The following is a 24,615-nucleotide window of genomic DNA, read 5'->3' as shown; positions in this document are numbered from 1 at the left end:
GCGGGTGGCGCCCGCCTCCGCTTCACGCGGAGGGGGCGGCACCCGCCACCATGTTAATCCTTGTCGCATAAAGGGCTCGAGAAACCGTAGCGAGCGGCAGCAGGTCTGGTCGAGACGCGCAGCTGTACTTTAGTACAGCGAGCATCGCAGACCAGAGCTGCAACGCGCAGTAGGTTTATCGGGCCCTTTTACAGGGTACGTGCCACTTCTTGAATTTCAAAGACTTCCAGCGTGTCGCCCACCTGGATGTCGTTGTAGTTCTTCAGCGACAGGCCGCATTCGAGGCCGGCGCGCACTTCCTTCGCATCGTCCTTGAAGCGCTTGAGCGAGTCGATCTCGCCGGTCCACACGACGATGTTGTTGCGCAGCAGGCGAACCGACGAGGTACGCTTGACCACGCCATCGGTGACCAGGCAACCCGCGATCGCGCCGACCTTCGACACCATGATGACCTGGCGGATTTCCACCTGGCCGGTGATGTGCTCGCGCTTTTCCGGTGCCAGCATGCCCGACATCGCCGCCTTCACCTCTTCGATCGCGTCGTAGATGATGTTGTAGTAGCGGATGTCCACGCCGTTGGCCTCGGCCAGCTTGCGCGCCTGTGCATCGGCACGGGCGTTGAAGCCGATGATGACCGCCTTCGACGCCGTCGCCAGGTTGACGTCCGATTCCGTGATGCCGCCAACGGCCGCGTGCACGATCTGCACCCGCACTTCGGAGGTGGACAGCTTCTGCAGCGAGCCCACCAGCGCTTCCTGCGAACCCTGCACGTCGGTCTTGACGATCAGCGGCACGTTCTTCACTTCGCCTTCGGCCATCTGGTCGAACATGTTCTCCAGCTTGGCGGCCTGCTGCTTGGCCAGCTTCACGTCGCGGAACTTACCTTGACGGAACAGGCCGATCTCGCGCGCCTTGCGCTCGTCCGCCATCACCATGGCTTCCTCGCCGGCGGCCGGCACTTCGGTCAGGCCCTGGATCTCGACCGGAATCGACGGACCGGCTTCGGCGATCGCCTTGCCGTTCTCGTCCAGCATCGCACGCACACGGCCGTACGACGAACCGGCCAGCACCACGTCGCCGCGCTTGAGCGTACCGGACTGCACCAGGATCGTGGCGACCGGGCCGCGGCCCTTGTCCAGGCGGGCTTCCACCACCAGGCCGCGGGCCGGGGCTTCCACCGGCGCCTTCAGTTCCAGCACTTCGGCTTGCAGCAGCACGTTTTCCAGCAGCGTGTCGATGCCCTGGCCCGTCTTGGCGGACACCGGCACGAACGGCGAATCGCCGCCGTATTCTTCCGGCACCACGCCTTCGGAGATCAGTTCCTGCGTCACGCGTTCCAGGTTGCCGCCCGGCTTGTCGATCTTGTTGATCGCCACGACGAGGGGAACACCCGCCGCTTTCGCGTGGGAGATTGCTTCCTTCGTCTGCGGCATCACGCCGTCGTCCGCCGCCACCACCAGGATGACGATGTCGGTCGCCTTGGCACCGCGGGCACGCATCGCCGTGAAGGCTTCGTGACCCGGGGTATCCAGGAACGTGATCATGCCGCGCGGCGTATCGACGTGGTAGGCGCCGATGTGCTGCGTGATGCCGCCGGCTTCGCCCGACGCGACCTTGGCGCGGCGGATGTAGTCCAGCAGCGACGTTTTACCGTGGTCGACGTGGCCCATCACCGTGACGACCGGCGCGCGCGGGGTCGACTCGTACTCGGTGTGCTCGCCCTGGTCGGCCAGCAGCGCTTCCGGATCGTCCACCGCCGCGGCGAAGGCCTTGTGGCCCATTTCCTCGACGACGATCATCGCCGTTTCCTGGTCCAGCACCTGGTTGATCGTGCACATCTGGCCCAGCTTCATCAGCTGCTTGATCACTTCGGATGCCTTCACGGCCATCTTGTGTGCCAGCTCGGCCACGGTGATCGTTTCAGGCACGTGCACGTCCTTGACGATCGCCTCGGTCGGCGCCTGGAAGTTCGATTCGCGGTCGTCGTGGTGCGAGTTGCGGCCACGGCCACCACGGCCGCCGCCCGCGCGCCAGCCATCGCGGCCGCCCGTTGGCGCGGCATTGCCACGGCCTTTCATGCCGCCACCCGGCGCGCCGCGCTTCTTGGCGTCGTCGCTCCAGGTCGAGGACACATTGGCCGACTTGATCGACTTGCGATCGCCCGGCTTCTTGTCGTCCTTCTTGTCGGTGGTCGCCGGCTGCGCGCCCGCGGCCGGCTTCTTGTCCGCCGGCTTGTGCAGCGTGCCTTCCGGGGCCTTCGGCTTGACCGGCGCGGGCGCCGGTTCCGGCGCCTTGATCACGCGGCGCGGCTGCGCCATCATGGCCTTGATCTGGGCCACTTCGTCGGCCACGGCCTTGCGGGCGCGCTCGGTGGCGGCCGCGCGTTCGGCGGCTTCCTTGGCGGCTTGCTCGGCCTTCTTCTTGGCTTCTTCCGCTTCCGCGGCGCGCTTCTTGTCGGCCGCTTCCGCATCGGCGCGTTTCTGCGCGTCGATGGCACCGGCTTTCTCGGCGGCGGTCTTCTCGGCCTTCTCGGCGGCGGCTTTCGCCGCTTCCTCGTCGGCACGGCGACGGTCTTCCGCTTCTGCAGCAGCGGTGGCCTTCGCTTGCGCTTCCTTCTCCGCTTCCAGGCGCGCCAGGCGCTCCTGCTTTTCGCGCAGTTCCGCTTCCTGGCGAGCGATCAGCTCGGCCTGGCGGCGCGCCTCTTCCTCGCGGCGGGCGATTTCAGCCGGGTCGATCACCGGTGCCGCGGGTGCGGCATTGGTGGTCGCTGGCAGGTCGTCGCGCTGCACGAAGGTGCGCTTCTTGCGCACTTCAACCTGGATCGTGCGGGTCTTGCCGGAGGCATCGGCCTGCTTGATCTCGTTGGTTTCCTTGCGCGTGACGGTGATCTTCTTCTTTTCAGATTGACCAGCCGCGCCGTGCGTGCGGCGCAGGTGCTCCAGCAGCTTGTCCTTATCATCTTTCGACAATGGATCTGACGCCGAGCTCTTCTCGACGCCGGCAGAACGCAGCTGCGTCAGCAGCAGGTCTGCAGGCATCTTCAGTTCGGTGGCAAATTGGGCTACGTTGTTACTCGCCATTCAGTCCTCTTTTCTATGTGTCGCGTAGATGATAATTAAAAGCGTGGCTGGTGTGGTGACCCGGGCGCTCAGGCCTTGGCCGCCTCGGCCAGCGACCATGCCTTGGCCTGCAGGGCCTTGGCGCGGTCGTCGTACTTGGCATCGACCAGCTTCATTTCATCGTCGGTCACATCTTCAAATTCATTTTTAATCAGTTCAGTCGCACGGTCGGTCGACAGGGCCAGGATGGCGCCGAACTCGTCATACGCCAGGCCGGCGAACTGTTCCAGCGTCTTGATGCCCGCCAGACCCAGCTTGCCCGCCGTGATGCGGTCCATGCCTTCCAGGCCGACCAGGCCTTCTTCCATGCCTTCCAGGCCTTCTTCCGATGCGATCGCCTCCGTGACCAGCGCATCGCGGGCGCGGGTACGCAGTTCGTTGACGGTCTCTTCGTCGAATGCCTCGATCTCCAGCATCTCGGAGATCGGCACGTAGGCGATCTCTTCCAGGCTGCTGAAGCCTTCCTCGACCAGGATGTCGGCCACTTCCTGGTCCACATCGAGCTTTTCCATGAACAGTCCGCGCACCGCGGCCGTTTCCTGGGCAGCCTTGTCGGCCGATTCCTCGGCCGTCATGATGTTGATCTTCCAGCCGGTCAGCTCGGAAGCCAGGCGCACGTTCTGGCCGGAACGGCCGATCGCGATCGCCAGGTTTTCCTCGTCGACGACGACGTCCATCGCGTGCTTGTCCTCGTCGACCATGATCGACGACACGTTCGCCGGCGCCAGTGCGCCGATCACGAACTGCGCCGGGTCTTCGGACCACAGCACGATGTCCACGCGCTCGCCGCCCAGCTCGCCGGTCACGGCCTGCACGCGCGAACCGCGCATGCCCACGCAGGTACCGATCGGGTCGATGCGCTTGTCGGCCGTGTAAACGGCGATCTTGGCGCGCACGCCGGCATCGCGGGCGGCGGATTTAATTTCCAGCATGCCCTGTTCGATTTCCGGCACTTCCAGCTCGAACAGCTTCATGATGAATTCCGGCGCGGTGCGCGACAGGATCACCTGCGGGCCGCGCATATTGCGGTCCACGCGCAGGATGTAGGCACGCACGCGGTCGCCGATGCGCAGGTTTTCCTTCGGGATCATCTGGTCGCGCGGCAGGCGGGCTTCGATCTTGCCGGATTCGACGATCGCATCGCCGCGTTCCATGCGCTTGATCGTGCCGGTCACCAGCGCGTCGCCGCGCTCGAGGAAGTCCTGCAAGATCTGTTCGCGCTCGGCGTCGCGCACGCGCTGCAGCACGACCTGCTTGGTGTCCTGGGCGAAGCGGCGGCCGAATTCAACCGATTCGATCGGTTCTTCGATGTATTCGTCCACTTCGATATCGGGGATCTGCTCGCGCGCTTCGAACAGCAGCACTTCCTGGTCGGGCAGCTGCAGGCCGGCTTCGTCGGGCACCACGTGCCAGCGGCGGAAGGACTCGAATTCGCCGGAATCGCGATCGATCGAGACGCGGATGTCGACTTCGCCTTCATAGCGTTTTTTCGTGGCTTGCGCCAATGCGAATTCGAGCGCGCCGAATACCACGTCCTTGTCGACGTTCTTCTCGCGCGCCAGCGCATCCACCAATAACAAAACTTCGCGACTCATGCTTTGCGGCTCCTAAAATCCACCTGTGGCACCAAGCGTGCCTTATCCATATCCGCGAGCGTGAAATTCAGCACCGCAGGACCATCTTTACTTTCAAATTCAATACCCAGCTGGTCACCCTCGGGTGCCTGCAGGATGCCCTGGTAGGACTTGCGGTTCGCGGTGCCCGGGATCGCCATGCGCAGCTTGACGATCGCCTCGTGGCCGGCGAAGCGCTCGAAGTCCGCCAGCTTGCGCAATGGCCGGTCCAGGCCGGGCGACGAGATCTCGAGCCGTTCATACGGCACGTTTTCCACCGTCAGCACGTGCGACAGCTGGTGGCTCACCGTGGCGCAGTCCTCCACCGTGATCGGGCCCTTTTCCTCTGCGTCCGCCGCAGGGAAGTCGATGTACACGCGCAGCAGGCCGCGCTCGGCGCGCTCGAAGTCGACCAATTCATAGCCGAGACCCGCGACGGTCTTCTCAATCAGTTCCGGCAGTTGCAAAGGAAAATCTCCAGATCAGGTCCGGCGGCGACTAGCCTGCACGAACCCTTTAAAACATTTCACCAAAAAAAAAATGGGCAACTGCCCATCTTTTTGTCATTCCAGCCAGATGAAAGCACTCTCAGCAAACCAACCCTGCGAAATGAACTTTTACTAGGCTGCTTATTATAACGGCTGATTGATTTCGCTGCAATGCCGCATAGGCAAAGCGGACGCCGTTACAACAGTGTCAAGGTTGGTATTTTGGCTGCTGAGGTGATTCCAGGAGAACCTGTGTCGCACACCATTTTCCTGGGGAAAATGATGTTCGACACGAGTGCTCAGCCGCCACGGCGGCGCCGACAGCTTGGTGTCGGACACCTTTTCCCACTGGCGGGAGAAGGTGTCCGACACCGGTTTTCTCATGCGCAGGTCACCGATATAAGGCTCTTGCGCAGGAATTCAAGCACAGTTCCAGTCTCGGCCTTGCAAGGCCGAGCCGTCCGCAGGCGCGGAGCAGTGCTCCGCGAATTCCCTGTCCCTCCCCAGTCTCGGCCTTGCAAGGCCGAGCCGTTCCGCAGGCGCGGAGCAGTGCTCCGCGAATTCCCTGTCCCTCCCCAGTCTCGGCCTTGCAAGGCCGAGCCGTTCCGCAGGCGCGGAGCAGTGCTCCGCGAATTCCCTGCTTCACCCCTTACGCCTTCTCGGCATCCCGTGATCCATCGCCCCACCCCGCGGCTGCCCGCCGCGGCGCGGCTGCTGGCCGGCGAAGCCGAACGTGGTCTGCAGCGGATCCGGCTGGCGCGGGGCGCGGCCCTTACCCTGCTGGGGACGGCTGCTGCCGCCCTGGTCGCCGATGCCCGCGCGGCCCACACCGCCACCCTGGCCACGGCCGGGACGGCCCACGCCGGCGCCGCCGGCGCCGAAGTAGCTGCCGGCACCGCCGCCATTGCGGCCGCCCTTGGCCGGCTGCGGGAACGGATCGGCGTTCTTGTTGGAAATATCCATGCGATTGAAGTTCGGCTCGCGCTCGCGGTTGCCGCGCTTTTCGCCGCGCTCGTTGCCGATGCGTTCGCCGCCCTTGCCCTTCGGCTCGCCACTGGCCACCTTCTTCTCGACACCCACGGCGGCCATCAGGTCGCGCACGGTGTTTTCTTCCATCTCTTCCCAGCGGCCGCGCTTCAGGTTCGACGGCAGCGTGAGCGCGCCGTAGCGGGTGCGGATCAGGCGGGAGACCGTCAGGCCCACCGCCTCGAACATGCGGCGCACCTCGCGGTTGCGGCCTTCGCCGATCACCACGCGGTACCACTTGTTGACGCCTTCGCCGCCGCCATCGGCGATCTTGGTGAATTGCGCCGGGCCGTCTTCCAGCTCGACGCCGGCCAGCAGTTTCTGGCGCATGCCTTCTTCCAGCTCGCCCAGCGTGCGCACGGCGTATTCGCGGTCGATGTTGTAGCGCGGGTGCATGAGACGGTTCGCCAGGTCGCCGGACGTGGTGAACAGCAGCAGGCCTTCGGTATTGAAGTCCAGGCGGCCGACGGCCAGCCATTTACCCACTTTCATTTGCGGCAGGCGGTCGAACACGGATGGACGGCCTTCCGGATCGTCGTGCGAGACGATTTCGCCGGCCGGCTTGTGGTACACGAGCACGCGCGGCGGCTTCTTCGAGACTTTCCGCTGAATCAGTTTTCCGTTGATGCGCACCGCGTCGGTCGGCAGGATGCGCTGGCCGATGTGCGCAGGCTCGCCGTTCACCGACACGCGGCCGGCAACGATCAGCTCTTCCATGTCGCGGCGCGAACCCAGGCCCGCCTCGGCCAGCACCTTGTGCAGCTTCGGTGCGTCGTCTTCGGCCGTCAGGTCGCGGCGCACCGGCTTTTGCTGGGCCTTGCCGCCGCGCGCGCCGTCTTCCTGGTCGAACGCCTCGGAGGTGACGAAGGAGAACACGGCATCGGCTTCGTTCAGCTTGCCGTTGCCGCCGGGGCCGCGCTGGGCGCCCTTGCCCTTGCCGCCACGCGCATTCTGCGCATTGCGCTCGTTGCGGCCGCCTTCGGCACGTCCACCTTCGGCACGTCCACCTTCGGCGCGACCGCCTTCGGTGCGACCGCCTTCAGTGCGGTTGCCTTCAGTGCGGTTGCCTTCGGTGCGGTTGCCTTCGGTGCGGTTGCCTTCGCGCCCTTCACGACCGGCTGCATTCCGGTCGTTACGGGTGTCGTTACGCTTCTTGCCGTTGTTGCGGCCACCTTCCCGGCGCTGCTCCTGCGGCGCGGCATCGGCAGGCACCGGCGCCGACTCGGATGCAGGTGCGGGCTGCTCGGCCGGTTGCGCTTCGATTGGTGCCTGTTCCGCCTTCTGCGCGTCGCGCAGTGCGCGCTGCTCGCGCATCTGGCGCGGACCGCGCGGCGCACGCGCTTTCCCGGGGGCCGGCTGCTCGTCGCCGGCAGGTTGCGCTACCGATGCGGCAGATGCAGCGGCAGATTCGGCGACAGGCGCAACGGCCGCGGAGGCTTCCGCTGCTGGAGTGGCCGCCTCGGACGCCACTTCCGCCTTCGGCTTGCGGGCGCGCGGCTTTTTCACGGCGGGGGCTTCCTCGGCCGCGGCTGCCGGCGCGGCGGCTTCGGCGGCTGGCGCCTCGGCGGCGCTCGCGGATTCGGCCTTCTTGCGGGTGCGCTTCGGCTTGGCGGGTGCCTCGGCCGCCGGTGCTGGCTCGGCAGGAGCAGCGGCGGCCGGAGTGGCGGTGGCGGGGGTGGCGGCGGCAGCAGCCTCGGCGGCGATCTGCGCCTTGGTGCGACGCTTCGGCTTCACGGCCGGTTCGGCCGGCGTGCCGGTCTCGGAAATGTTCTCAGTGTTGTTCATGCGTGTTTTCTTGCGTGGGCTCAGCGTCAGGCGCCTGCACCGCGCCTGTGGCGGATGCTTCCCCGGGCGCTACATTGTCAGTGACATCGGCGGCATGCGCCGCCTTCTCGAAATTCTCCTGCAGCGCCGCTTCGAGCATCTCGATCGAATTGGCGTTCTGCGTATCGCTGATTTGCTGCAAAGGCGGCAGCTGGGCCAGCGACTGTAAGCCCAGATCATCCAGGAACTGCTTCGAGGTGCCGAGGAGCGCCGGGCGGCCCGGCACGTCGCGGTAACCGACGGTGTCGACCCAGCCGCGGTCTTCCAGCATGCGGATCGTCTGCGAATTCACGGCCACGCCGCGGATTTCCTCGATGTCGCCCCGCGTGACCGGCTGGCGGTAGGCGATGATCGCCAGCGTCTCGAGCGTGGCCCGCGAATACTTCTGCGGCTTTTCCGGGTTCAGGCGATCCAGGTATTGCTTCATCTCGGGCCGGCTCTGGAAGCGCCAGCCGGAGGACAGGTTCACGAGTTCGACTCCCCTGCCCTGCCAATCCTGCCGCAACGACTCCAGCAGGCCGCGGATTTCATCGCTGCCGAGGCCTTCGTCCAGCGGCCGCCCGGCCTCGTCGACATCGACGAACAGCTTCTTCAGGCTGTGCATCGGCAACGGCTCGCGTGCGCATAGCAGTGCGGTTTCGAGGACTTTCTTCGCCTCAGCTGTATCCATATGCCAACAATGTGGGCGCCCTGCCCGGCGTACGAAATACCGGCGAACCGCCGGCGGATGGCCGGCGATTCCGGGGCGTGAAGACCACCCGGGGCGTCAGATCAAATAAGGTCAACGATGGAGAGAAGTGTTTTCAAGACCTGAAAACCTTGTCGGCCTTCCCCGGAAGAGTTGCGGGATCGGGTGGCGCCGTTTCATCCAATGACGGGCATTGTACTCCATAAAAGCGTGCGCAGTGCAATTCGCACGCCTATCGTGGCGGATCCGTGTGATGGACGAGTGTAACTGCGCAGTTTAACCGATCAAGCGGCCAACCGCTCGGCCAGGATGGCGGATACGCCCAGGAAAGCCGGATACTCCGCGGTGATCACATAGGTGGGAATGCCCGACAGGTACTGGCGGAAGCGGCCCTTTGCCTCGAAGCGGGCACGGAAACCCGATTTGTCGAAGCGCTCGCCCAGTTTCGGTACGATGCCGCCGCCGATATAGATGCCGCCTTGCGCACCCAGCGTGACGGCCAGGTTGGCGCCGATCGTGCCCAGCATGCCGCAGAAGGCTTCGATCGCCTCGTCGCACAACGCGCAATCGCCAGCCAGCGCGCGGCGCGCGATCTCGGCCGGGGTCAGCGCCTCGGCCGCGAACTTGCGGTAGTCGGCCAGCGCGCGATAAATCAGTTCGATGCCGGCGCCGGACATCAGCCGCTCGGCCGACACGTGCTCGAATTCGCGCCAGGCGAATTGCAGGATCGCCACTTCGGTCTCGTTCACCGGGGAGAAGCTCACGTGACCGCCCTCGGACAGCAGCGCCGTCCAGCCGGAGGCAGACGGGATCAGGCCCGACACGCCCAGGCCCGTGCCGGCGCCGATCAGGCCCAGCGGCGTTTCCGGCACGGCCGTGCCGCCGCCGACCTGGCGCTTGTGCGCGCCCAGGAAAGGCAGGGAACGGGCCAGCGCCGTGAAGTCGTTGACCACGGCCAGCACCTCGAAGCCGCACTCCTGGCGCATGCCTTCGATCGAGAATTCCCAGTGATGGTTCGTCATGCGCACGTAGTCGCCGGTGACCGGGTTGGCGATGGCGATCGCGCCATGGCGCACGGCGGGCGCCGCGGCAGCCACGTCCGGCAACGCCAGGTAGGCTTGCAGGGCGGCGGCCAGCGTGGGGTACTGCGCCCCGGCCAGCACATGGATGTGGCTCACCTGCCCCGGCGCCACTTCCAGCGCGAAGCGTGCATTGGTGCCGCCCACGTCGGCTAGCAGCCGGGGCCCACCCGGGTATGCGGAAACGAGGATCTGCGGGGTGGGAGTCGACATGGCGTTCATGGCAGGCGAGGAAAAAGGTGAAGCCCAATGCTAGCGGATTTCTTGGCGAATGCGCAAGAGCTGTCATGTAGTTTGGGTACAAAGACACCCGCCCGTGTACGATTGCTGCAAATATCTCGCAGTAGTATGACTACTAGACCCCTTTGTTGCCATGTGGGGAATGGCCGCCCGCGACACCGGTCTTCCCATGCCAGCACCGATAACGCGTCAGCGCGGCCCCTCCGCCGCGGGAATCTGCTCCCCCACCACCACCGTCTCCCCCGCCCGGAACGCCGAGTTATATGCCTCCAGCCCGCCATGCAGCGGCCTGGCCAGCGTGTACCCATGCTGGTGCAGCTGCTTGGCGATGCTGGCGGCCGTCACATCGTTCGGGCAGCTGCAATAGACGACGATGTGACGGTCGCGCGGCAGCGCGTCGAGCAGGCTGGCCAGGTTGCCGTCCACGGGCAGCGCGCCCGGCGCCGGCGGGTCGAGCTGGCGGGCGGTGGCGCTGCGGGCGTCCACCAGCACCGGCTCGTGGCCAGCGTCGAGCAAGGCGCGCAACTGCTCGACATTGATGCGTTCCGTCTGCATGGCGCGCTGGAAGCGGCGCCGCTCGATGTACTTGAACAGCACGAACAGCGCCAGCAGCGTGCCCAGCACGGCGAGCGCGGTGCCGCCCATCGTCGAGAAGATTTCCAGCACCTCGTCGATGTTCTTGTTGAAATACACGCCGATCAGGATACCCGTCAGGCTCCACAGCAGGCCGCCCAGCAGGCTGAACGACAGGAAGACGGGCAGCCGCGTGCCCATCGCGCCGGCCATCGGCGGCGCGATCGTGTTGAAGCCGGGGATGAACTTGGCCACGATCATCGACTTCACGCCCCATTTCCTGAAATTGTCCTCGGTCTGGGACACGCAATAGTCGGGTGACAGCGAGATGCGGCACAGCACCTTCAGGATGCGCTTGCCGTAGCGGCGCCCGGCGCTGAACCAGAACATGTCGGCCAGCACGCAGCCCGTCAGTGCCACGGCCAGCACGCCGGCCAGCGGCGTGCCCCCGTTCATCGCCAGCGCGCCCGACACGATCAGCACCGGGTAGGCGGGAATCGGCGCCCCCATCTGCTCGACCAGGACGACGATGAAGACGATCAGCACGCCGTATTCCTGCAACAGATAGATCAAGTTCGCCATAGTTCCGCCATCATAGTTCCGCCATCTTACTCCACGCCACGGGGATATGCCGACAACAGGCGGCGGGTGTACGGATGTTGCGGGTCGCGGTACAGGGTGTCGGCATCAGCCATTTCCACCACGGCGCCGTCCCGCATCACCATCACGCGGTCCGAGATGTACTTCACCACCGCCAGGTCGTGCGAGATGAAGATGTACGACAGGCCGAACTCGTCCTGCAGGTCCTGCAGCAGGTTCAGCACCTGGGCCTGCACCGACACGTCGAGCGCCGACACGGATTCGTCGCAGACGAGGATTTCCGGCCGCATCGTCAGGCAGCGCGCGATCGCGATGCGCTGGCGCTGCCCGCCGGAGAATTCGTGCGGATAGCGGTGGAACGCCGCCTCGGGCAAGCCCACGCGCGCCAGCAGCGCCAGGGCCATGGCGACCCGCTCGCCATCGTCATGCCCGATGCGGTGCAGCCGCATCGGCTCCAGCAGGATCTGCCCGACCGTGAAACGCGGGTTCAGCGAGGCATAGGGATTCTGGAAGATGACCTGCATGCGCCGTTTATACGGATGGAATTCCCGCTCCGGCAGCGCCAGCAGGTCGCGCCCCTCGAACAGCACGCTGCCGCCGGTCGCCCGGTGCAGCCGCAGCAGCGTGAGGCCCACCGTGGTCTTGCCCGAGCCGGATTCGCCGACCACGCCCAGCGTCTTCCCGCGCAGCAGCTGGAACGACACATCCTTCACGGCCTGGAATTCGCGCTTGCCGAACAGCCCTTCGCGCGTCCAGAAGCTTTTCTTCAGGTTGCGCACGTCGAGGATGATATTGGACGACTGCGCGTCATCCGGCCCATAGCCGCGCGTGCGCTGCGGCACCGCCTCGGCCTGCGCTCCCTGTTCCATGTAGTCGGCAATGACGGGCAGGCGGAACGGCCGCGCATGCAGCGACGGCCGGCAGTGGAGCAGCGCGCGGGTGTACAGGTCGCGTGGAGCGCCGAAGACCTGCGCCGCCGGTCCCGTTTCGCGGATCTCGCCGTGCCGCATCACGATCACGTGGTCGGCGATCTCCCCCACCAGCCCCAGGTCGTGCGTGATGAACAGCACGGCCATGCCCCGCTCGCGTTGCAGGCGCGCGATCAGCTCCACGATCTGCTGCTGGATCGTCACGTCCAGCGCGGTGGTCGGCTCGTCGGCGATCAGCAGCTTCGGCTCGCACGCGATCGCCATGGCGATCATCACGCGCTGCTGCTGGCCGCCGGACATCTGGCCCGGATAGCCATCGATCTTCGCCGCCGGATCGGGAATCCCCACCTCTTCCAGCAATTCGAGCGTGCGCGCACGCGCCTGGCGCCGGCTCATTCCCAGGTGCCGGCGCAGCACTTCGCCCACCTGGAAGCCGACCGTGAAAACCGGATTGAGCGAGGACATCGGCTCCTGGAAGATCATCGCGATATCCCGGCCGCACAGCGCGCGGCGCTCCGCGGTGGACAGGCGCAGCACGTCGTGGCCGTCGAAGCGCACCGTGCTGGCCGGGTCGATCAGCGTGGTTTCCGCCGGCAGCAGGCCCATCACCGCCAGCGAACTGACCGACTTGCCGCTGCCCGACTCGCCCACCAGCGCCACCGTGGCGTTGCGCGGGATGTCGAAGGAGATGCCCTTCACGGCTTCGACCGTGCTGCGCTTGTCGACCTTGAAGGCGATGCGCAGGTTTCTCACCTCGAGCAACGGGGCGCCCATCATTTCACCTTCGGATCGAGCGCATCGCGCAGCGCGTCCGCCAGCAGGGAAAATGCCGTCACCAGCACGGCCATCGCGCCGGCGGCCGCCGCCAGCTGCCACCACTTGCCCAGCAGGAGTTCGTTCTGCGCCTCGTTGAGCATCGAACCCCACGACACCACGCCGGCCGGCACGCCGAAGCCGAGGAACGACAGGATCACCTCGGCCTTGATGAAGCCGACGACGAGGATCGACAACTGCACCAGCGCCACGTGACTCACGTTCGGGAAGATGTGCACGAACATCTTGCGCCAGGCGGAGGCGCCGATGGCATCGGCCGCCAGCACGTATTCGCGCGCCTTGTGCCGCAGGTATTCGGCGCGAATCAGGCGGTACGGTCCCGTCCAGCCGGTCAGGCCCAGGATCAGCACGATCGTCGCCACGCCCTTGGCCTGGAGCACCGCCGCCACCGTGAGGATCATCAGGATCGAGGGAATGGCCGTGAACACGCTGTACAGCCATTCCAGCGCATCGTCGACGACACCGCCGAAGTACCCGGCCAGCGCGCCCAGCAGCGTGCCCAGGCCGACGGCCACGAAGGCGGCCACGAGCCCGACGACGATCGACGTTTCGGCGCCCTTGACGGTTTTCAGGATCACGTCGTGCCCCCACTTGTCCGCGCCGAAAGGCAGCGTGGGCCGCCGCTCCGGCGCCGCGCCGCCGCCGGGCGGTGTGGCACGCAGCGAGTCGATATCGGCGGCCAGCGGGTCGAAGGGATTGGCACGCGGGGGCAGCGCGGCGGCCGCCGGTCCCGCGCCGGCCGGTACCGCGGCGCCGAGGAACGACGGCGGCGCGTAGTTGACGCCCACCTCCCGCTCCCAGTCCCCCGCCACCAGCCCGGCGGCCGACAGCGCGACCAGCAGCAGCCAGCCGCCGACAATCGCCAGCGCCGCCATCGCCAGCCGGTCGGCCCGCAGCCGGCGCCAGGCAAGCATCCACAGACCGGCGGAGTGCGCAGCCGTCATGCCGCCTGCACCCGCGGGTCGACCGCCCGGTACAGCAGGTCCGCCGACAGGTTGAACACCATCGTGGCGGCGGCCACGTAGACGGTAATCGCCTTGATGACGGGGAAGTCGCTGCGCTCCACCGCCAGGATCACTTCCCGGCCGATGCCGGGAATGCCGAAAAAGCGCTCCAGCAGGAAGGCACCGATCAGGAGCGCCGGGAGGCTGGCCATCACGTGCGTGATGATGGGAATCGCTGCGTTGCGCAGCACGTGCACCCACATCACGCGCCGTTCCGGCAAGCCCTTGGCGCGGGCGGTGCGCACGTAATCCTGGTTCGCCTCGTCCAGCACGAAGCTGCGGTACAGCCGCAGGGTGGGCGCCACCGACACGGCCAGGCCGATCAGGATCGGCAGCGGCGCATAACGCAGCAGGTTTTCCGCCAGGCTGTCGCCCCAGCCCTGCACGGGAAACAAGCCGAGCCGGTAGGCCAGCCCGTACTGGAACACGATGATGTAGACGAGGATCGAGACCGACATGGCCGCCGTGCAGGCCACCATCACGGCCCGGTCCGTGAGCGAACCGCGCACGAAGGCGATCGCCAGCGCCAGGGCAATGCCGATCAGGGTTTCCAGGACCGTGAGCGGCACCAGCACCGTCAGCGACGGCCCCAGGCGCGAGGCGATGATATGGCCGACCGGCTCGCCGGTGGCCCAGCTCTGGCCGAAGTCGAAGGTGACGATCTGTTTCAGGAAGATCAGCAACTGCACGTGCCAGGGCTCGTCCACGCCCAGCTGGCGGCGGATGTTGGCGATCGCCTCCGCGCTCGACATCTTCCCCGCCAGCACATAGGCGGGATCGCCCCCCACCCAGTTGAACAGCACGAACACCAGCAGCACGACGCCCAGCATGGTGGGCACCATCTGCCACAGGCGGCGCAGGATGAATGAGGGCATGGGCGGGCCGGGAATCGGAAAACCACACGATAGCGCAAAAGCTTGCAGTACGGCAGCGCTAACGGATACGAGGGTTTTCGCCGAATAAAGTTTCTACACGCAAAGTATCGTGCTGAAGTGTATCAATTCATCCACATTGCAGCTTTCAGTCGCTGTTTCATTAACGAAATTTCACGATCGGCGACGATCAATACAAAAGCTACCAAGATAGGAAAAATCCCGACGTTTCGATGTGTGCCCGCCATCGTTGCGATGCTTTCCACGGCGTTTCATGACGACCGGGCTGACAATTTTCTGTTTGACCGTCCCGTCCGCCCGATGCTTACATGCTCGTTCAAGGAAGCCCGGGGCTTCCTGGACGCGAGCAACGGAACACGCACACAACGCAAGCTTTTGTGGCTCATCGGAAATTAATTGTGGAGGTAGCACCCATGGTAGAGAAAATGATGGCTCGTTCGGTTCGCCTGTTATTCACGGGCGGTATCGCGGCCACGCTGGGCATGGCAGGCACGGCCGCGGCCCAGGACAACACGAATATGCAGCGCGTGGAAATCACGGGCTCGAGCATCAAGCGCGCCACTGCGGAGACCGCGTCGCCCGTCCAGGTGATCGGCCGCGAGGAACTGCTGCGCTCGGGCAAGAGCACGGTCTCCGAATACCTGCAAACCCTGACCGTCGACGGCGCGGGCTCGCTGCCGACCGGCTTCGGCAACGGCTTCGCCGCCGGCTCCACCGCGATCTCGCTGCGCGGCCTGGGCGCCACCTCCACGCTGGTGCTGCTGAACGGCCGCCGCATGGCGCCATTCGCCCGCGCCGACGACGGCCAGAAGAGCTTCACCGACCTGTCCACGGTGCCGATGCAGATCGTCGAGCGCATCGAGATCCTGAAGGATGGCGCCTCCTCCACCTACGGCGCGGACGCGATTGCGGGCGTGGTCAACATCATCCTGCGCAAGGACGTGCAGGGCCTGGAATTCAAGGCCGACACCGGCTGGTCGCGCTATGACGACGGCAAGCAGAACAAGGCCTCGGTCACGTTCGGCAAGGGCGACCTGGACGAAGACAAGTACAACTGGGTGGTCAACGCCGAGTACATGCAGTCCGACCGCATCCAGAACAGCGACCGCAAGGGCCGCGCCTATATCGGCAGCGGCGACCTGCGCCCGTACGGCTTCCCGATCGGCACGCAGTTCGCCGGCGGCTACATCAGCGGTACCAACAACGCGAACGCATCGCTCGTCGGCGCCATTCGCAATCCGGTGACGACGAACTACGTGTCGCTGCCGGGATGCTCCACGCTCTCCGCCACCGCCGACCAGACTGGCGCGAACGGCGGCTGCCTGCATTACCAGGACCAGTGGCGCGACATGCAACCGGAGATCGAGTCGATCAACCTGTACACGAAGGGCACGCTGCAGATCAATCCGGCGACCCAGGCCTACATGGAACTGGGCTATTCGAAGCGCTCGACCGCCTTCTCGATGACGCCGCCGTCCATCACGCCGACCGTGGCCTTCCCGCCGAACGCGCAGACACCGCAGGGCTTCATCAGCTACGGCAACCAGAACCTGATGGCCGCCTCGCACCCGCAGAACCCGTTCGGCGCCCCGGCGCGCGTGCGCTACCTGGCCGGCGACATCGGCGTACACGAGCGCAATGCCGACAATGAATTCCGCCGCTTCGTCGTGGGCGTGAAGGGTGCGCTGGCCGGCTGGGACTACGATGCAGGCTACACCTATTCCGATTCGAAGCTGGACCTGCTGTACACGAACATGCTGAACATGAACGTGCTGACGCAGGCGCTGGGCAACCCGGCATCGCAGTACTTCCCGTACTACATCGGCACGGAAGCCTACCGCAACCCCGCTTCGCTGTACCAGGCCCTGGTGGTCAACGCCATGTCGCATTCGAAGACCAGCCTTGCCGTGGTCGACTTCAAGGCATCGCGCGAACTGCCGATCGCCCTGCCGGGCGGTAACATCGGCCTCGCGATCGGTGCCGAGCACCGCCGCGAGAAGGTGTCGAACCCGTCGCTGGCCGGTTCCGAGAACGGCTCGATCAACTCGAGCTACGTGGCCGCCTTCGGCGACTCCAAGGTGTCGGCCGTGTACGCCGAGCTGCTGGCGCCCCTGCTGAAGACGCTGGAACTGTCCGCCGCCGTGCGTTACGACAAGTACGACAACTTCAACTCGACCACGCCGAAAGTGGGCCTGAAATGGACGCCGACCCGCACGTTCGCGCTGCGCGGCACGTACACGGAAGGCTTCCGCGCGCCGGGCGCCGCCGAAGGCAGCAGCTCGTCGCAATCGACCGGCACCTCGACCGTGATCGACCCGATCCGCTGCCCGGGCGGCACGCCGGCCGCCGGCGGCGCCACGGCGACGGACTGCGGCATCCCGGTCGCGGCCGTCAAGGTCGGCGATCCGAACCTGCAGCCGGAAACGTCGAAAGGCATGACGCTCGGCCTGGTGTGGGACCCGTTCGAAGGCACCTCCGTGGCGCTGGACGGCTGGAAAATCAAGCGCGAGAACGAGATCAACCCGCTGCCGTACAACGAAGCGGCCGCACTGCCGACCGCGATCCGCAACGACAACAACCTGGTGCAGAACGGCCAGGTGATCCCGAACTCGGGCACGCTGATCCTCACGCAGGCACCGTACCGCAACTCGAGCTACACCGAAGTTTCCGGCGTCGACCTGGACATCAGGCAGCGCCTGCGCCTGGGCGACTATGGCCGCGCGACCCTCGGCCTGGTGATCACGCACGTGGCATCGTGGAAGCGCCATGAAAGCGCCACGACCGTGTACCAGTACGCCGGCACGCACGGCAACTGCGACACGTCGAACTGCGCGGGCACGCCGAAGAACAAGGTCAATGCTTCCGCTTCGTGGGACATCGGCGCGTGGAACTTCACGGGCAACCTGAACTGGCGCGACAGGATGAAGAACATCTATTTCGAGGGCGGCCTGTGCGCTTCGACGCTGGCCAACGGCCAACCGGGCACGAAGGATTGCGAAATCGCCTCGTTCACGACGCTGGACCTGTCGACCCGCTTTAACGTGAGCAAGAACTTCACGCTGTTCGCTTCCGTGAACAACGTATTCGACAAGATCGCTCCGCTCGATCCGCTGACTTACGGCGGCATCAGTTACAACCCGATGGATGCGTCCGGCGCGATCGGCCGCTACTTCAAGGTAGGCGCGAGCTACAAGTTCTTCTAAGCCGGTCCGGGGATATCAAGGCAAGGCGCTCCGCGAGGGGCGCCTTTTTTGTTGCGTGCTTGCCACAATGAAATGTAAAAAGCGCATGTCGACGCATACGTGACGGCAGTTGCAGTTAGCGCCAGATGAGCGATTTTGTAAATATTTACGGACAGAAAGAACTTTCCTTCGATACATTGACAGAAGGAAATGTCAAGCCGTCACATCTCGTTACAAAGGCTTGGCCAGTTTAACGATTGACGGCTCGGTGCCCGCGGTGGTCTCATCGCCTCCCTGGAGGAACCAACCGGCGTTCCTCCACCTGGGAGCCAAGCAGCACACAAAGCACACACGGCGAAGGCGCACGTCGCTTTCCGGCCGCACGCTTGCGCTCGCTGAACCACTTTTGGAGGCTGTAATAATGATGGAAAAATTGATGGCCCGCTCGGTCCGCCTGCTGTTCGCGGCTGCCGGCATGAGCGCCGCCGCAGTACCCGCCCTTGCACAATCCGACGCGCCGATGCAGCGCGTGGAGATCACCGGCTCCAGCATCAAGCGTGCTACCGCCGAGACCGCATCCCCGGTCACCGTGGTCAATAGCGATGAACTGCTGCGCTCCGGCAAAGCCACCGTCGCCGAATACCTGCAAACCCTGACCGTCGATGGCGCCGGCTCCCTGCCGACCAGCTTCGGTTCCGGCTTCGCCGCCGGGTCCACCGCGATCTCGCTGCGCGGCCTGGGCGCCACGTCCACGCTGGTGCTGCTGAACGGCCGCCGCATGGCGCCGTTCGCCCGCGCCGATGACGGCCAGAAGAGCTTCACCGACCTGTCCACCGTGCCGATGCAGATCGTCGAGCGCATCGAGATCCTGAAGGATGGCGCTTCCTCGCTGTACGGCGCCGACGCGATCGCCGGCGTGGTCAACATCATCCTGAAGAAGGACTTCACGGGCCTGACCGTGCGCGGCGAGACCGGCTGGTCGCGCTACGACGATGCCAAGCAGAACAAGGCCTCGATCACCTACGGCCAGGGCGACCTGGACGAAGACAAGTACAACTGGGTCGTCAACGCCGAATACAGCCAGAGCGACGAGCTGAAGGCATCCGAACGCGCCGGCCGCGACTGGATCGGCCACGGCGACATTCGCCCCTGGGGCTATGGCCTGCCTACGCAGTACGCGGCGGGCTATATCAGCAACGGCGCCGCGTCGCCCTCGCCGACCGGCTCGCTGCTGAACCCGGCCACCGGCCAGTACGTTTCGCTGCCGGGTTGCGCGCAGTTCTCGAATTCCGTGCAGGGCGACCCGCGCGGCGGCTGCGTATGGCACCAGGACCAGTTCCGTTCGATGCAGCCGCAGATCGAATCGCTGAACCTGTACACCCGCGGCACCTGGCAGATCAACCCGAACCTGCAGGCGTTCACGGAACTGGGCTATTCCGAGCGCAAGACCTCGTTCACGATGACGCCGGGCTCCACCTCGTCGACGATCGTGTTCCCGGGCGCGAACGGCGGCCCGAACCAGCTGATCAACTACGGTTCGACCATCCTGATGAATGCGGCGCACCCGCAAAACCCGTACGGCCAGGACGTGCGCCTGCGCTACTCGATGTGGGACGTGGGCCCGTCGGTACGTAACGCGAAGAACGCGTTCAACCGCTTCGTGATCGGCCTGAAGGGCACGAACGCTGGCTGGGACTGGGAAACGGGCTTCACCCGCTCCGAGTCGAAGCTGGACCTGGCGTGGACGAACATGGTCAACATGAACGTGCTGAAGGATGCGCTGTCCAACCCGGCCAGCCAGTACTTCCCGTACTACATCGGCACGGAAGCGTCGAAGAACTCGCCGGCGCTGTACGACGCGCTGCGCCGCACCGCGACGTCGCACTCGACCACCCGCCTGACCACCGTGGACTTCAAGGCTTCCCGCGAACTGCCGGTGGCACTGCCGGGCGGTAACATCGGCCTGGCGATCGGCGGCGAACACCGCGAAGAGAAGCTGTCGAACCCGAGCCTGTCCGGCTCCGAGAACGGCTCGATCAACAGCAGCTACACGGCCGCGTTCGGCGACTCGAAGGTGTCCGCCGTCTACATGGAAGCGCTGCTGCCGGTGTGGAAGACCGTCGAGGTGACGGGTGCGGTGCGCTACGACCACTACGAGAACTTCAACTCCACCACGCCGAAGCTGGGCATCAAGTGGACGCCGCTGAAGACGTTCGCGCTGCGCGGCACGTACACCGAAGGCTTCCGCGCGCCGTCCGCCGCTGAAAACAGCACACTGTCGCAGGCTGTCGGTTCGGCCTCCGCGCAGGATCCGGTGCGTTGCCCGACCGTCAACGGCGTGCCGACCGCACGTCCGGGCGCGAGCCAGGGCGATTGCTCGATCTCCATTTCGTCGATCAAGGTCGGCAACCCGAACCTGCAGCCGGAAGAATCGAAGGGTTACTCGCTGGGCATGGTGTGGGATCCGTTCGAAGGCACCAGCCTCTCCATCGACGCGTTCAAGATCAAGCGCGAGAACGAGATCAACCCGGTGTCGTACGCCGAGGCGGCGCTGTCGCCCACGGCTGTGCGCAACGACAACAACCTGCGCGACGCGAACGGCAATGTGATCCAGAATTCGGGCACGCTGCTGGTGGTGGAAGGCGCGTACCGCAACTCGTCGTTCACGACCGTGGAAGGCGTGGACGTGGACATCAAGCAGCGCCTGCGCCTGGGCGACTACGGTCGCGCGACGCTGGGCCTGACCTGGACCCACATCCGCAAGTTCCTGCGCGCCGAATCGGCCACGCTGCAGTATGAATTCGCCGGCACGCACGGCAACTGCGACACGTCGAACTGCATGGGCACGCCGAAGAACAAGGTCAACGTGACGGCTTCGTGGGACGTCGGCGCCTGGAACTTCAGCGCGACCGCCAACTGGCGCGACAGCATGAAGAACATCCGCTACGAAGGCGCGCCGTGCGCATCGCAATTCGCGAACGGCACGGTCGCCCCGGGCAACTGCGAGCTGGCCTCGTTCACGACGGTCGACCTGTCGACCCGCTTCAACGTGAGCAAGAACTTCACGCTGTTCGCCTCCGTGTCGAACCTGTTCGACCGCGTGGCACCGCTGGACCCGCTGACCTACGGCGGCATGAGCTTCAACCCGCTGGACAACTCCGGCGCCGTGGGCCGCTACTTCAAGTTCGGCGCACAGTACAAGTTCTTCTAACTCCCGTTAGCAGCACAGCAAGCGGCCCCTCGCGGGCCGCTTTTTTTTTGTGCCTTTCACACAACAGGGACAGTCCCCGATTTTTTACAACACTCTCACAACAGGGACAGTCCCCGATTTTTTACAACACTCTTGTCGCGTTAACACAACGGGGACAGTCCCCGCATTTTTGCCACACTTTCTATGGCATCTAGACAACACCTCAAACAGTACATCTATGAAATATATAAAGATGTAGCTACAAATCCTTTCGTACAGACTTTGTCTATTTGACAAAGTCTTGGCAGAACTCGGTCACTTCCGCTTACGTATGCCAAACAAAAATTGACAAAAAGCACGGCTGGATGGTTTGATACGGCCCCCTGTGATTATTTGTGAGAATTGCAGGGGCTAGTGGTCACTGTAAAACAGTTACTTCCAGTTGCAGCACGGGCTGCTCCGGCCTCCGCCCTACCCGAGCGGCGGCCGTTTTGTCGTTCGCAATAACCTGAAAGAAGTTTCATGATTGAGAAAGTATTGTCTCGCTCCCTGCGCGTGATGTTCGCGGGCAGCCTGGCGATGGGCATGCATGCCGCGACCGCGCAGGAAGCCGAGCAGCCCATGCAACGTGTTGAAATCACCGGCTCCTCCATCAAGCGTATCGCCGCCGAGGCATCGCTGCCGGTGCAATCCTTCTCCCAGAAGGACATCAAGAAGACCGGTGTCACCACCGTTACCGATTTCATCCAGCAGATCCCGGCAATGCAGGGCTTCACCGCCGCGGCCCAGTCGGTTGGCGGCGGTGGCGGCGGCATCACCACAGCATCGATCCACGACATCGGCGAGCAGTACACGCTGGTGCTGTTGAACGGCCGCCGCATCGCGCCGTCCAACTCGGGCACCACGATCGACCTGAACTCGATCCCGCTGTCCGCCGTGGAGCGCGTGGAAGTGCTGACCGACGGCGCCTCCGCGCTGTACGGTGCCGACGCCATTGCCGGTGTCGTCAACTTCATCCTGAAGAAGGGTGCTTCCGACTGGCAGATCGATGCCAAGTACAACAACCCGGAACGTTCGGGCGGTGCATCGAACTCCGTTTCCATCTCGAAGGGCTTCGGCGACATCGATGAAGACGGCTACAGCGTGTTCTTCTCGGCCAGCCACGACGAGCAGAAGTCGCTGAAGGCTTCGCAGCGCGATTTCGCCAAGAGCGGCTTCATCAACTTTACCGATCCGGCGACCGGCCGCGACCTGATGTTTGCGACGGGCTCGTCGCGTGCGCTGCCGGCCAATGCCGTGGTGCGCTACAACACCTACGACGCCAACGGGAATGTAACCGCCAACTCGGTCACCCTGAACCCGTATGCCCTGGCGCACAACGGCGCCTGCGCGCCGCTGAACTACAACATCTACGACGATGGCAGCTGCGTGTTCGACTCGTCTTCGACCATCGAGATCAATCCGGAAACGAAGCGTGACGGAATCTTCAGCTCCGGCGAGCTGAAGCTGGGCGGCACCGGCTTCAAGGCGTTCTACGACCTGGCCTTCACGAAGGCCAATGTGCGCTCGTCGATCGCTCCGGTCCCGGCGCAATTCTCGATCGCCAAGGATTCGGCGCTGTACAACAAGTACGTGCTTCCTTACCTGAGCGCCGAGCAGGCCGCCGGCGTGACCTCCGTGGCCGCGAACTACCGCCTCATGGACATGGGCAACCGCACGTACGACTACGGCACCAAGGCTACCCATGTCGTGGCAGGCGTCGAAGGCGCCGCGTTCGGCTGGGACCTGAACTCCGCGTTCACCTGGTCGCGCAACCGCCAGCAGCAGGACCTGGTCAGCGGCTTCCCGCTGGCCGCGAAGTTCAGCGCCGCAGTCGGGGCCGGCCAGCTGGATCCGTTCAGCTACGGGCTGGGCGAAATGCCCGAATCGATGCGCAATACGCTGCTGGGCACCGGCTTCTCCGGCAAGTACCAGACCCAGACCATCATCATGAAGGGCTGGGATGCGCGCGGTTCGCGCGAGGCCTTCAAGCTGCCGGGCGGCACGGCGATGCTGGGTGTAGGCGTCGACTACCGCGACACCAACTACCACTCGGACTACGAGCAGGTCGCCGAAGATGGCGCCATCCTGACTGAAAGCAGCGGTATCGACAGCGGTTACCACCGCGCGAATACCGGCGCCTATGCCGAGCTGATGATGCCGCTGACGAAGAAGCTGGAAGTCACCGCCTCGGCCCGTTACGACCGTATCGGCGCCACCAAGGACAACAACGGCGGCAAGACCTACGGCGACACCGAAAGCGCCAGCACCTGGAAGCTGTCGGGCAAGTTCTCGGCCACGAACAACCTGATGTTCCGCGCCGCCGCCGGCACCGGCTTCCGCGTCGCGACGATGCAGGAGATCGCCGGCATGCAGGAAGACTGGGGCGTCACCGCCGGCACCTACCGCTGCCCGCTGGCCGGCACCAGCCACCCGCTGGCGTCGTACTGCAACGCTGTCACCCGTACGCAATTCGAGGCATTCCGCGCAGGTAACCCGAACCTGGCGCCGGAAAAATCGAAGCAGTGGTCGATCGGCACCGTGTGGGAACCCCTGACCGGCCTGTCCCTGGCGCTGGACCTGTGGAACGTGGAAATCCGGGACCAGGTGAGCGACGTGGCGGAATCGCAGATCTTTGCAGATCCGGCCAAGTATGGGGACCTGTACACCACCAAGTACCAGAGCGCGACGAACTCGAACGTGCTGGCGATCATCTACGCGCCGATCAATATCGGCAAGACGGAAAACCGCGGCATCGACTACGACCTGACCTACAAGATGAACGTGTGGGGCGGCCGCCTGACGAGCCGCCTGGCCGGCACCTACCTGCTGCGCTCCCGATACACGGAGCCGGGCACAGACAACGTCTGGACGACCAGCCTGAACCGTTACGGCATCGATGACGAGGTGAGCTTCCGCCACGTGATCAAGGCGTCGACCTCGTTCGAGACCAAGCAGCTCACGCACACACTGACCGCTTCGTACCGCAACGGCTACGTCGACAAGGCCTGGACGGCCGACGACGGGACCGTGATCGTCGCCGGTTCTCCGGGCGTGTACGCGGACGTGACGCTGGACGTGCCGAGCTACACCACGTTCGACTACCAGGTGGCGTACCGCCCGATGGCCAATGTGGAAATCTCGGCCGGCATCCTGAACCTGTTCGACCGCAACCCGCCGTTCTCGCTGCGTAACGCCGGTTCGCACCAGATGGGCTACAACCCTGCCTACTCCAGCGCGCTGGGCCGGCAGCTGTACCTGTCCGGTTCCTACCGCTTCTGATGGCCTGACGGC

At 64.9% G+C, this 24,615-nt stretch carries 14 protein-coding genes; 3 read left to right on the top strand and 11 right to left on the bottom strand.

What is annotated here, in order from left to right; translation table 11 throughout:
- Window positions 1-188 precede the first annotated feature (188 nt).
- The 11 genes from infB to V6Z91_RS13830 form a co-directional block, all read right to left on the bottom strand.
- Window positions 189-3,080 (bottom strand): translation initiation factor IF-2, encoded by a 2,892-nt coding sequence (gene infB / locus V6Z91_RS13880; RefSeq protein WP_338771227.1) that lies wholly within the window; start codon window positions 3,078-3,080, stop codon window positions 189-191.
- A 68-nt stretch (window positions 3,081-3,148) separates the two neighbouring features.
- A complete protein-coding gene (gene nusA, locus V6Z91_RS13875; RefSeq protein WP_338771225.1) occupies window positions 3,149-4,714 on the bottom strand; it encodes a transcription termination factor NusA in 1,566 nt (521 codons plus the stop codon).
- Entirely contained in the window at window positions 4,711-5,199 is a 489-nt protein-coding gene (rimP, locus tag V6Z91_RS13870; RefSeq protein ID WP_338771223.1) for a ribosome maturation factor RimP, read from the bottom strand. The genes nusA and rimP overlap by 4 nt, the downstream gene beginning before the upstream one ends.
- Window positions 5,200-5,862: 663 nt before the next feature.
- Window positions 5,863-8,031: a 23S rRNA pseudouridine(2605) synthase RluB gene (rluB, locus tag V6Z91_RS13865; RefSeq protein WP_338771221.1), complete on the bottom strand. Its 2,169-nt coding sequence runs from the start codon at window positions 8,029-8,031 to the stop codon at window positions 5,863-5,865.
- Window positions 8,018-8,740, bottom strand: coding sequence for an SMC-Scp complex subunit ScpB (gene scpB, locus V6Z91_RS13860; RefSeq protein ID WP_338771219.1), 723 nt, complete (start codon window positions 8,738-8,740; stop codon window positions 8,018-8,020). Before scpB ends, rluB begins: the two co-directional genes overlap by 14 nt.
- A gap of 302 nt (window positions 8,741-9,042) precedes the next feature.
- The gene (locus V6Z91_RS13855; RefSeq protein ID WP_338771216.1) at window positions 9,043-10,059 is read right to left on the bottom strand and encodes a glucokinase; all 1,017 of its coding nucleotides are present in this window, start codon (window positions 10,057-10,059) and stop codon (window positions 9,043-9,045) included.
- 207 nt (window positions 10,060-10,266) lie between these two features.
- Window positions 10,267-11,232, bottom strand: a complete 966-nt coding sequence (locus V6Z91_RS13850; RefSeq protein WP_338771213.1) for a VTT domain-containing protein — start codon at window positions 11,230-11,232, stop codon at window positions 10,267-10,269.
- Between the two features lie 26 nt (window positions 11,233-11,258).
- Window positions 11,259-12,953, bottom strand: coding sequence for an ABC transporter ATP-binding protein (locus V6Z91_RS13845; protein WP_338771839.1), 1,695 nt, complete (start codon window positions 12,951-12,953; stop codon window positions 11,259-11,261).
- A complete protein-coding gene (locus V6Z91_RS13840; protein WP_338771211.1) occupies window positions 12,953-13,957 on the bottom strand; it encodes an ABC transporter permease in 1,005 nt (334 codons plus the stop codon). The genes V6Z91_RS13845 and V6Z91_RS13840 overlap by 1 nt, the downstream gene beginning before the upstream one ends.
- A complete protein-coding gene (locus tag V6Z91_RS13835; RefSeq protein ID WP_338771210.1) occupies window positions 13,954-14,892 on the bottom strand; it encodes an ABC transporter permease in 939 nt (312 codons plus the stop codon). Before V6Z91_RS13835 ends, V6Z91_RS13840 begins: the two co-directional genes overlap by 4 nt.
- Window positions 14,893-15,014: 122 nt before the next feature.
- Window positions 15,015-15,155, bottom strand: coding sequence for a hypothetical protein (locus V6Z91_RS13830; RefSeq protein WP_338771209.1), 141 nt, complete (start codon window positions 15,153-15,155; stop codon window positions 15,015-15,017).
- A gap of 180 nt (window positions 15,156-15,335) precedes the next feature.
- On the opposite strand from V6Z91_RS13830, the gene V6Z91_RS13825 reads away from it, so the two are divergent.
- From V6Z91_RS13825 to V6Z91_RS13815, 3 genes are all read left to right on the top strand, one after another.
- Entirely contained in the window at window positions 15,336-18,113 is a 2,778-nt protein-coding gene (locus V6Z91_RS13825) for a TonB-dependent receptor (protein WP_338771207.1), read from the top strand.
- A gap of 415 nt (window positions 18,114-18,528) precedes the next feature.
- Window positions 18,529-21,303 carry a TonB-dependent receptor gene (locus V6Z91_RS13820; protein ID WP_338771205.1) on the top strand — a complete coding sequence of 925 codons (2,775 nt, stop codon included), beginning with the start codon at window positions 18,529-18,531 and terminating at the stop codon, window positions 21,301-21,303.
- 516 nt (window positions 21,304-21,819) lie between these two features.
- The gene (locus V6Z91_RS13815) at window positions 21,820-24,603 is read left to right on the top strand and encodes a TonB-dependent receptor (RefSeq protein ID WP_338771202.1); all 2,784 of its coding nucleotides are present in this window, start codon (window positions 21,820-21,822) and stop codon (window positions 24,601-24,603) included.
- The last annotated feature ends 12 nt before the right edge of the window (window positions 24,604-24,615 follow it).

Origin of the sequence: Massilia sp. METH4 (assembly GCF_037094685.1) — a bacterium.
Classification (GTDB): domain Bacteria; phylum Pseudomonadota; class Gammaproteobacteria; order Burkholderiales; family Burkholderiaceae_D; genus Rugamonas.
The sequence above is the reverse complement of the archived record's forward strand: the minus strand, read 5'-3'. Positions and strand labels throughout refer to the sequence as shown.

What these genes read in the sequence shown, in the direction of transcription:
- infB (WP_338771227.1), bottom strand. Translation starts at nt 3,080, where the DNA reads ATGGCGAGTAACAACGTAGCCCAATTTGCCACCGAACTGAAGATGCCT.
- nusA (WP_338771225.1), bottom strand. Translation starts at nt 4,714, where the DNA reads ATGAGTCGCGAAGTTTTGTTATTGGTGGATGCGCTGGCGCGCGAGAAG.
- rluB (WP_338771221.1), bottom strand. Translation starts at nt 8,031, where the DNA reads ATGAACAACACTGAGAACATTTCCGAGACCGGCACGCCGGCCGAACCG.
- scpB (WP_338771219.1), bottom strand. Translation starts at nt 8,740, where the DNA reads ATGGATACAGCTGAGGCGAAGAAAGTCCTCGAAACCGCACTGCTATGC.
- V6Z91_RS13855 (WP_338771216.1), bottom strand. Translation starts at nt 10,059, where the DNA reads ATGAACGCCATGTCGACTCCCACCCCGCAGATCCTCGTTTCCGCATAC.
- V6Z91_RS13850 (WP_338771213.1), bottom strand. Translation starts at nt 11,232, where the DNA reads ATGGCGAACTTGATCTATCTGTTGCAGGAATACGGCGTGCTGATCGTC.
- V6Z91_RS13845 (WP_338771839.1), bottom strand. Translation starts at nt 12,953, where the DNA reads ATGGGCGCCCCGTTGCTCGAGGTGAGAAACCTGCGCATCGCCTTCAAG.
- V6Z91_RS13840 (WP_338771211.1), bottom strand. Translation starts at nt 13,957, where the DNA reads ATGACGGCTGCGCACTCCGCCGGTCTGTGGATGCTTGCCTGGCGCCGG.
- V6Z91_RS13835 (WP_338771210.1), bottom strand. Translation starts at nt 14,892, where the DNA reads ATGCCCTCATTCATCCTGCGCCGCCTGTGGCAGATGGTGCCCACCATG.
- V6Z91_RS13825 (WP_338771207.1), top strand. Translation starts at nt 15,336, where the DNA reads ATGATGGCTCGTTCGGTTCGCCTGTTATTCACGGGCGGTATCGCGGCC.
- V6Z91_RS13820 (WP_338771205.1), top strand. Translation starts at nt 18,529, where the DNA reads ATGGCCCGCTCGGTCCGCCTGCTGTTCGCGGCTGCCGGCATGAGCGCC.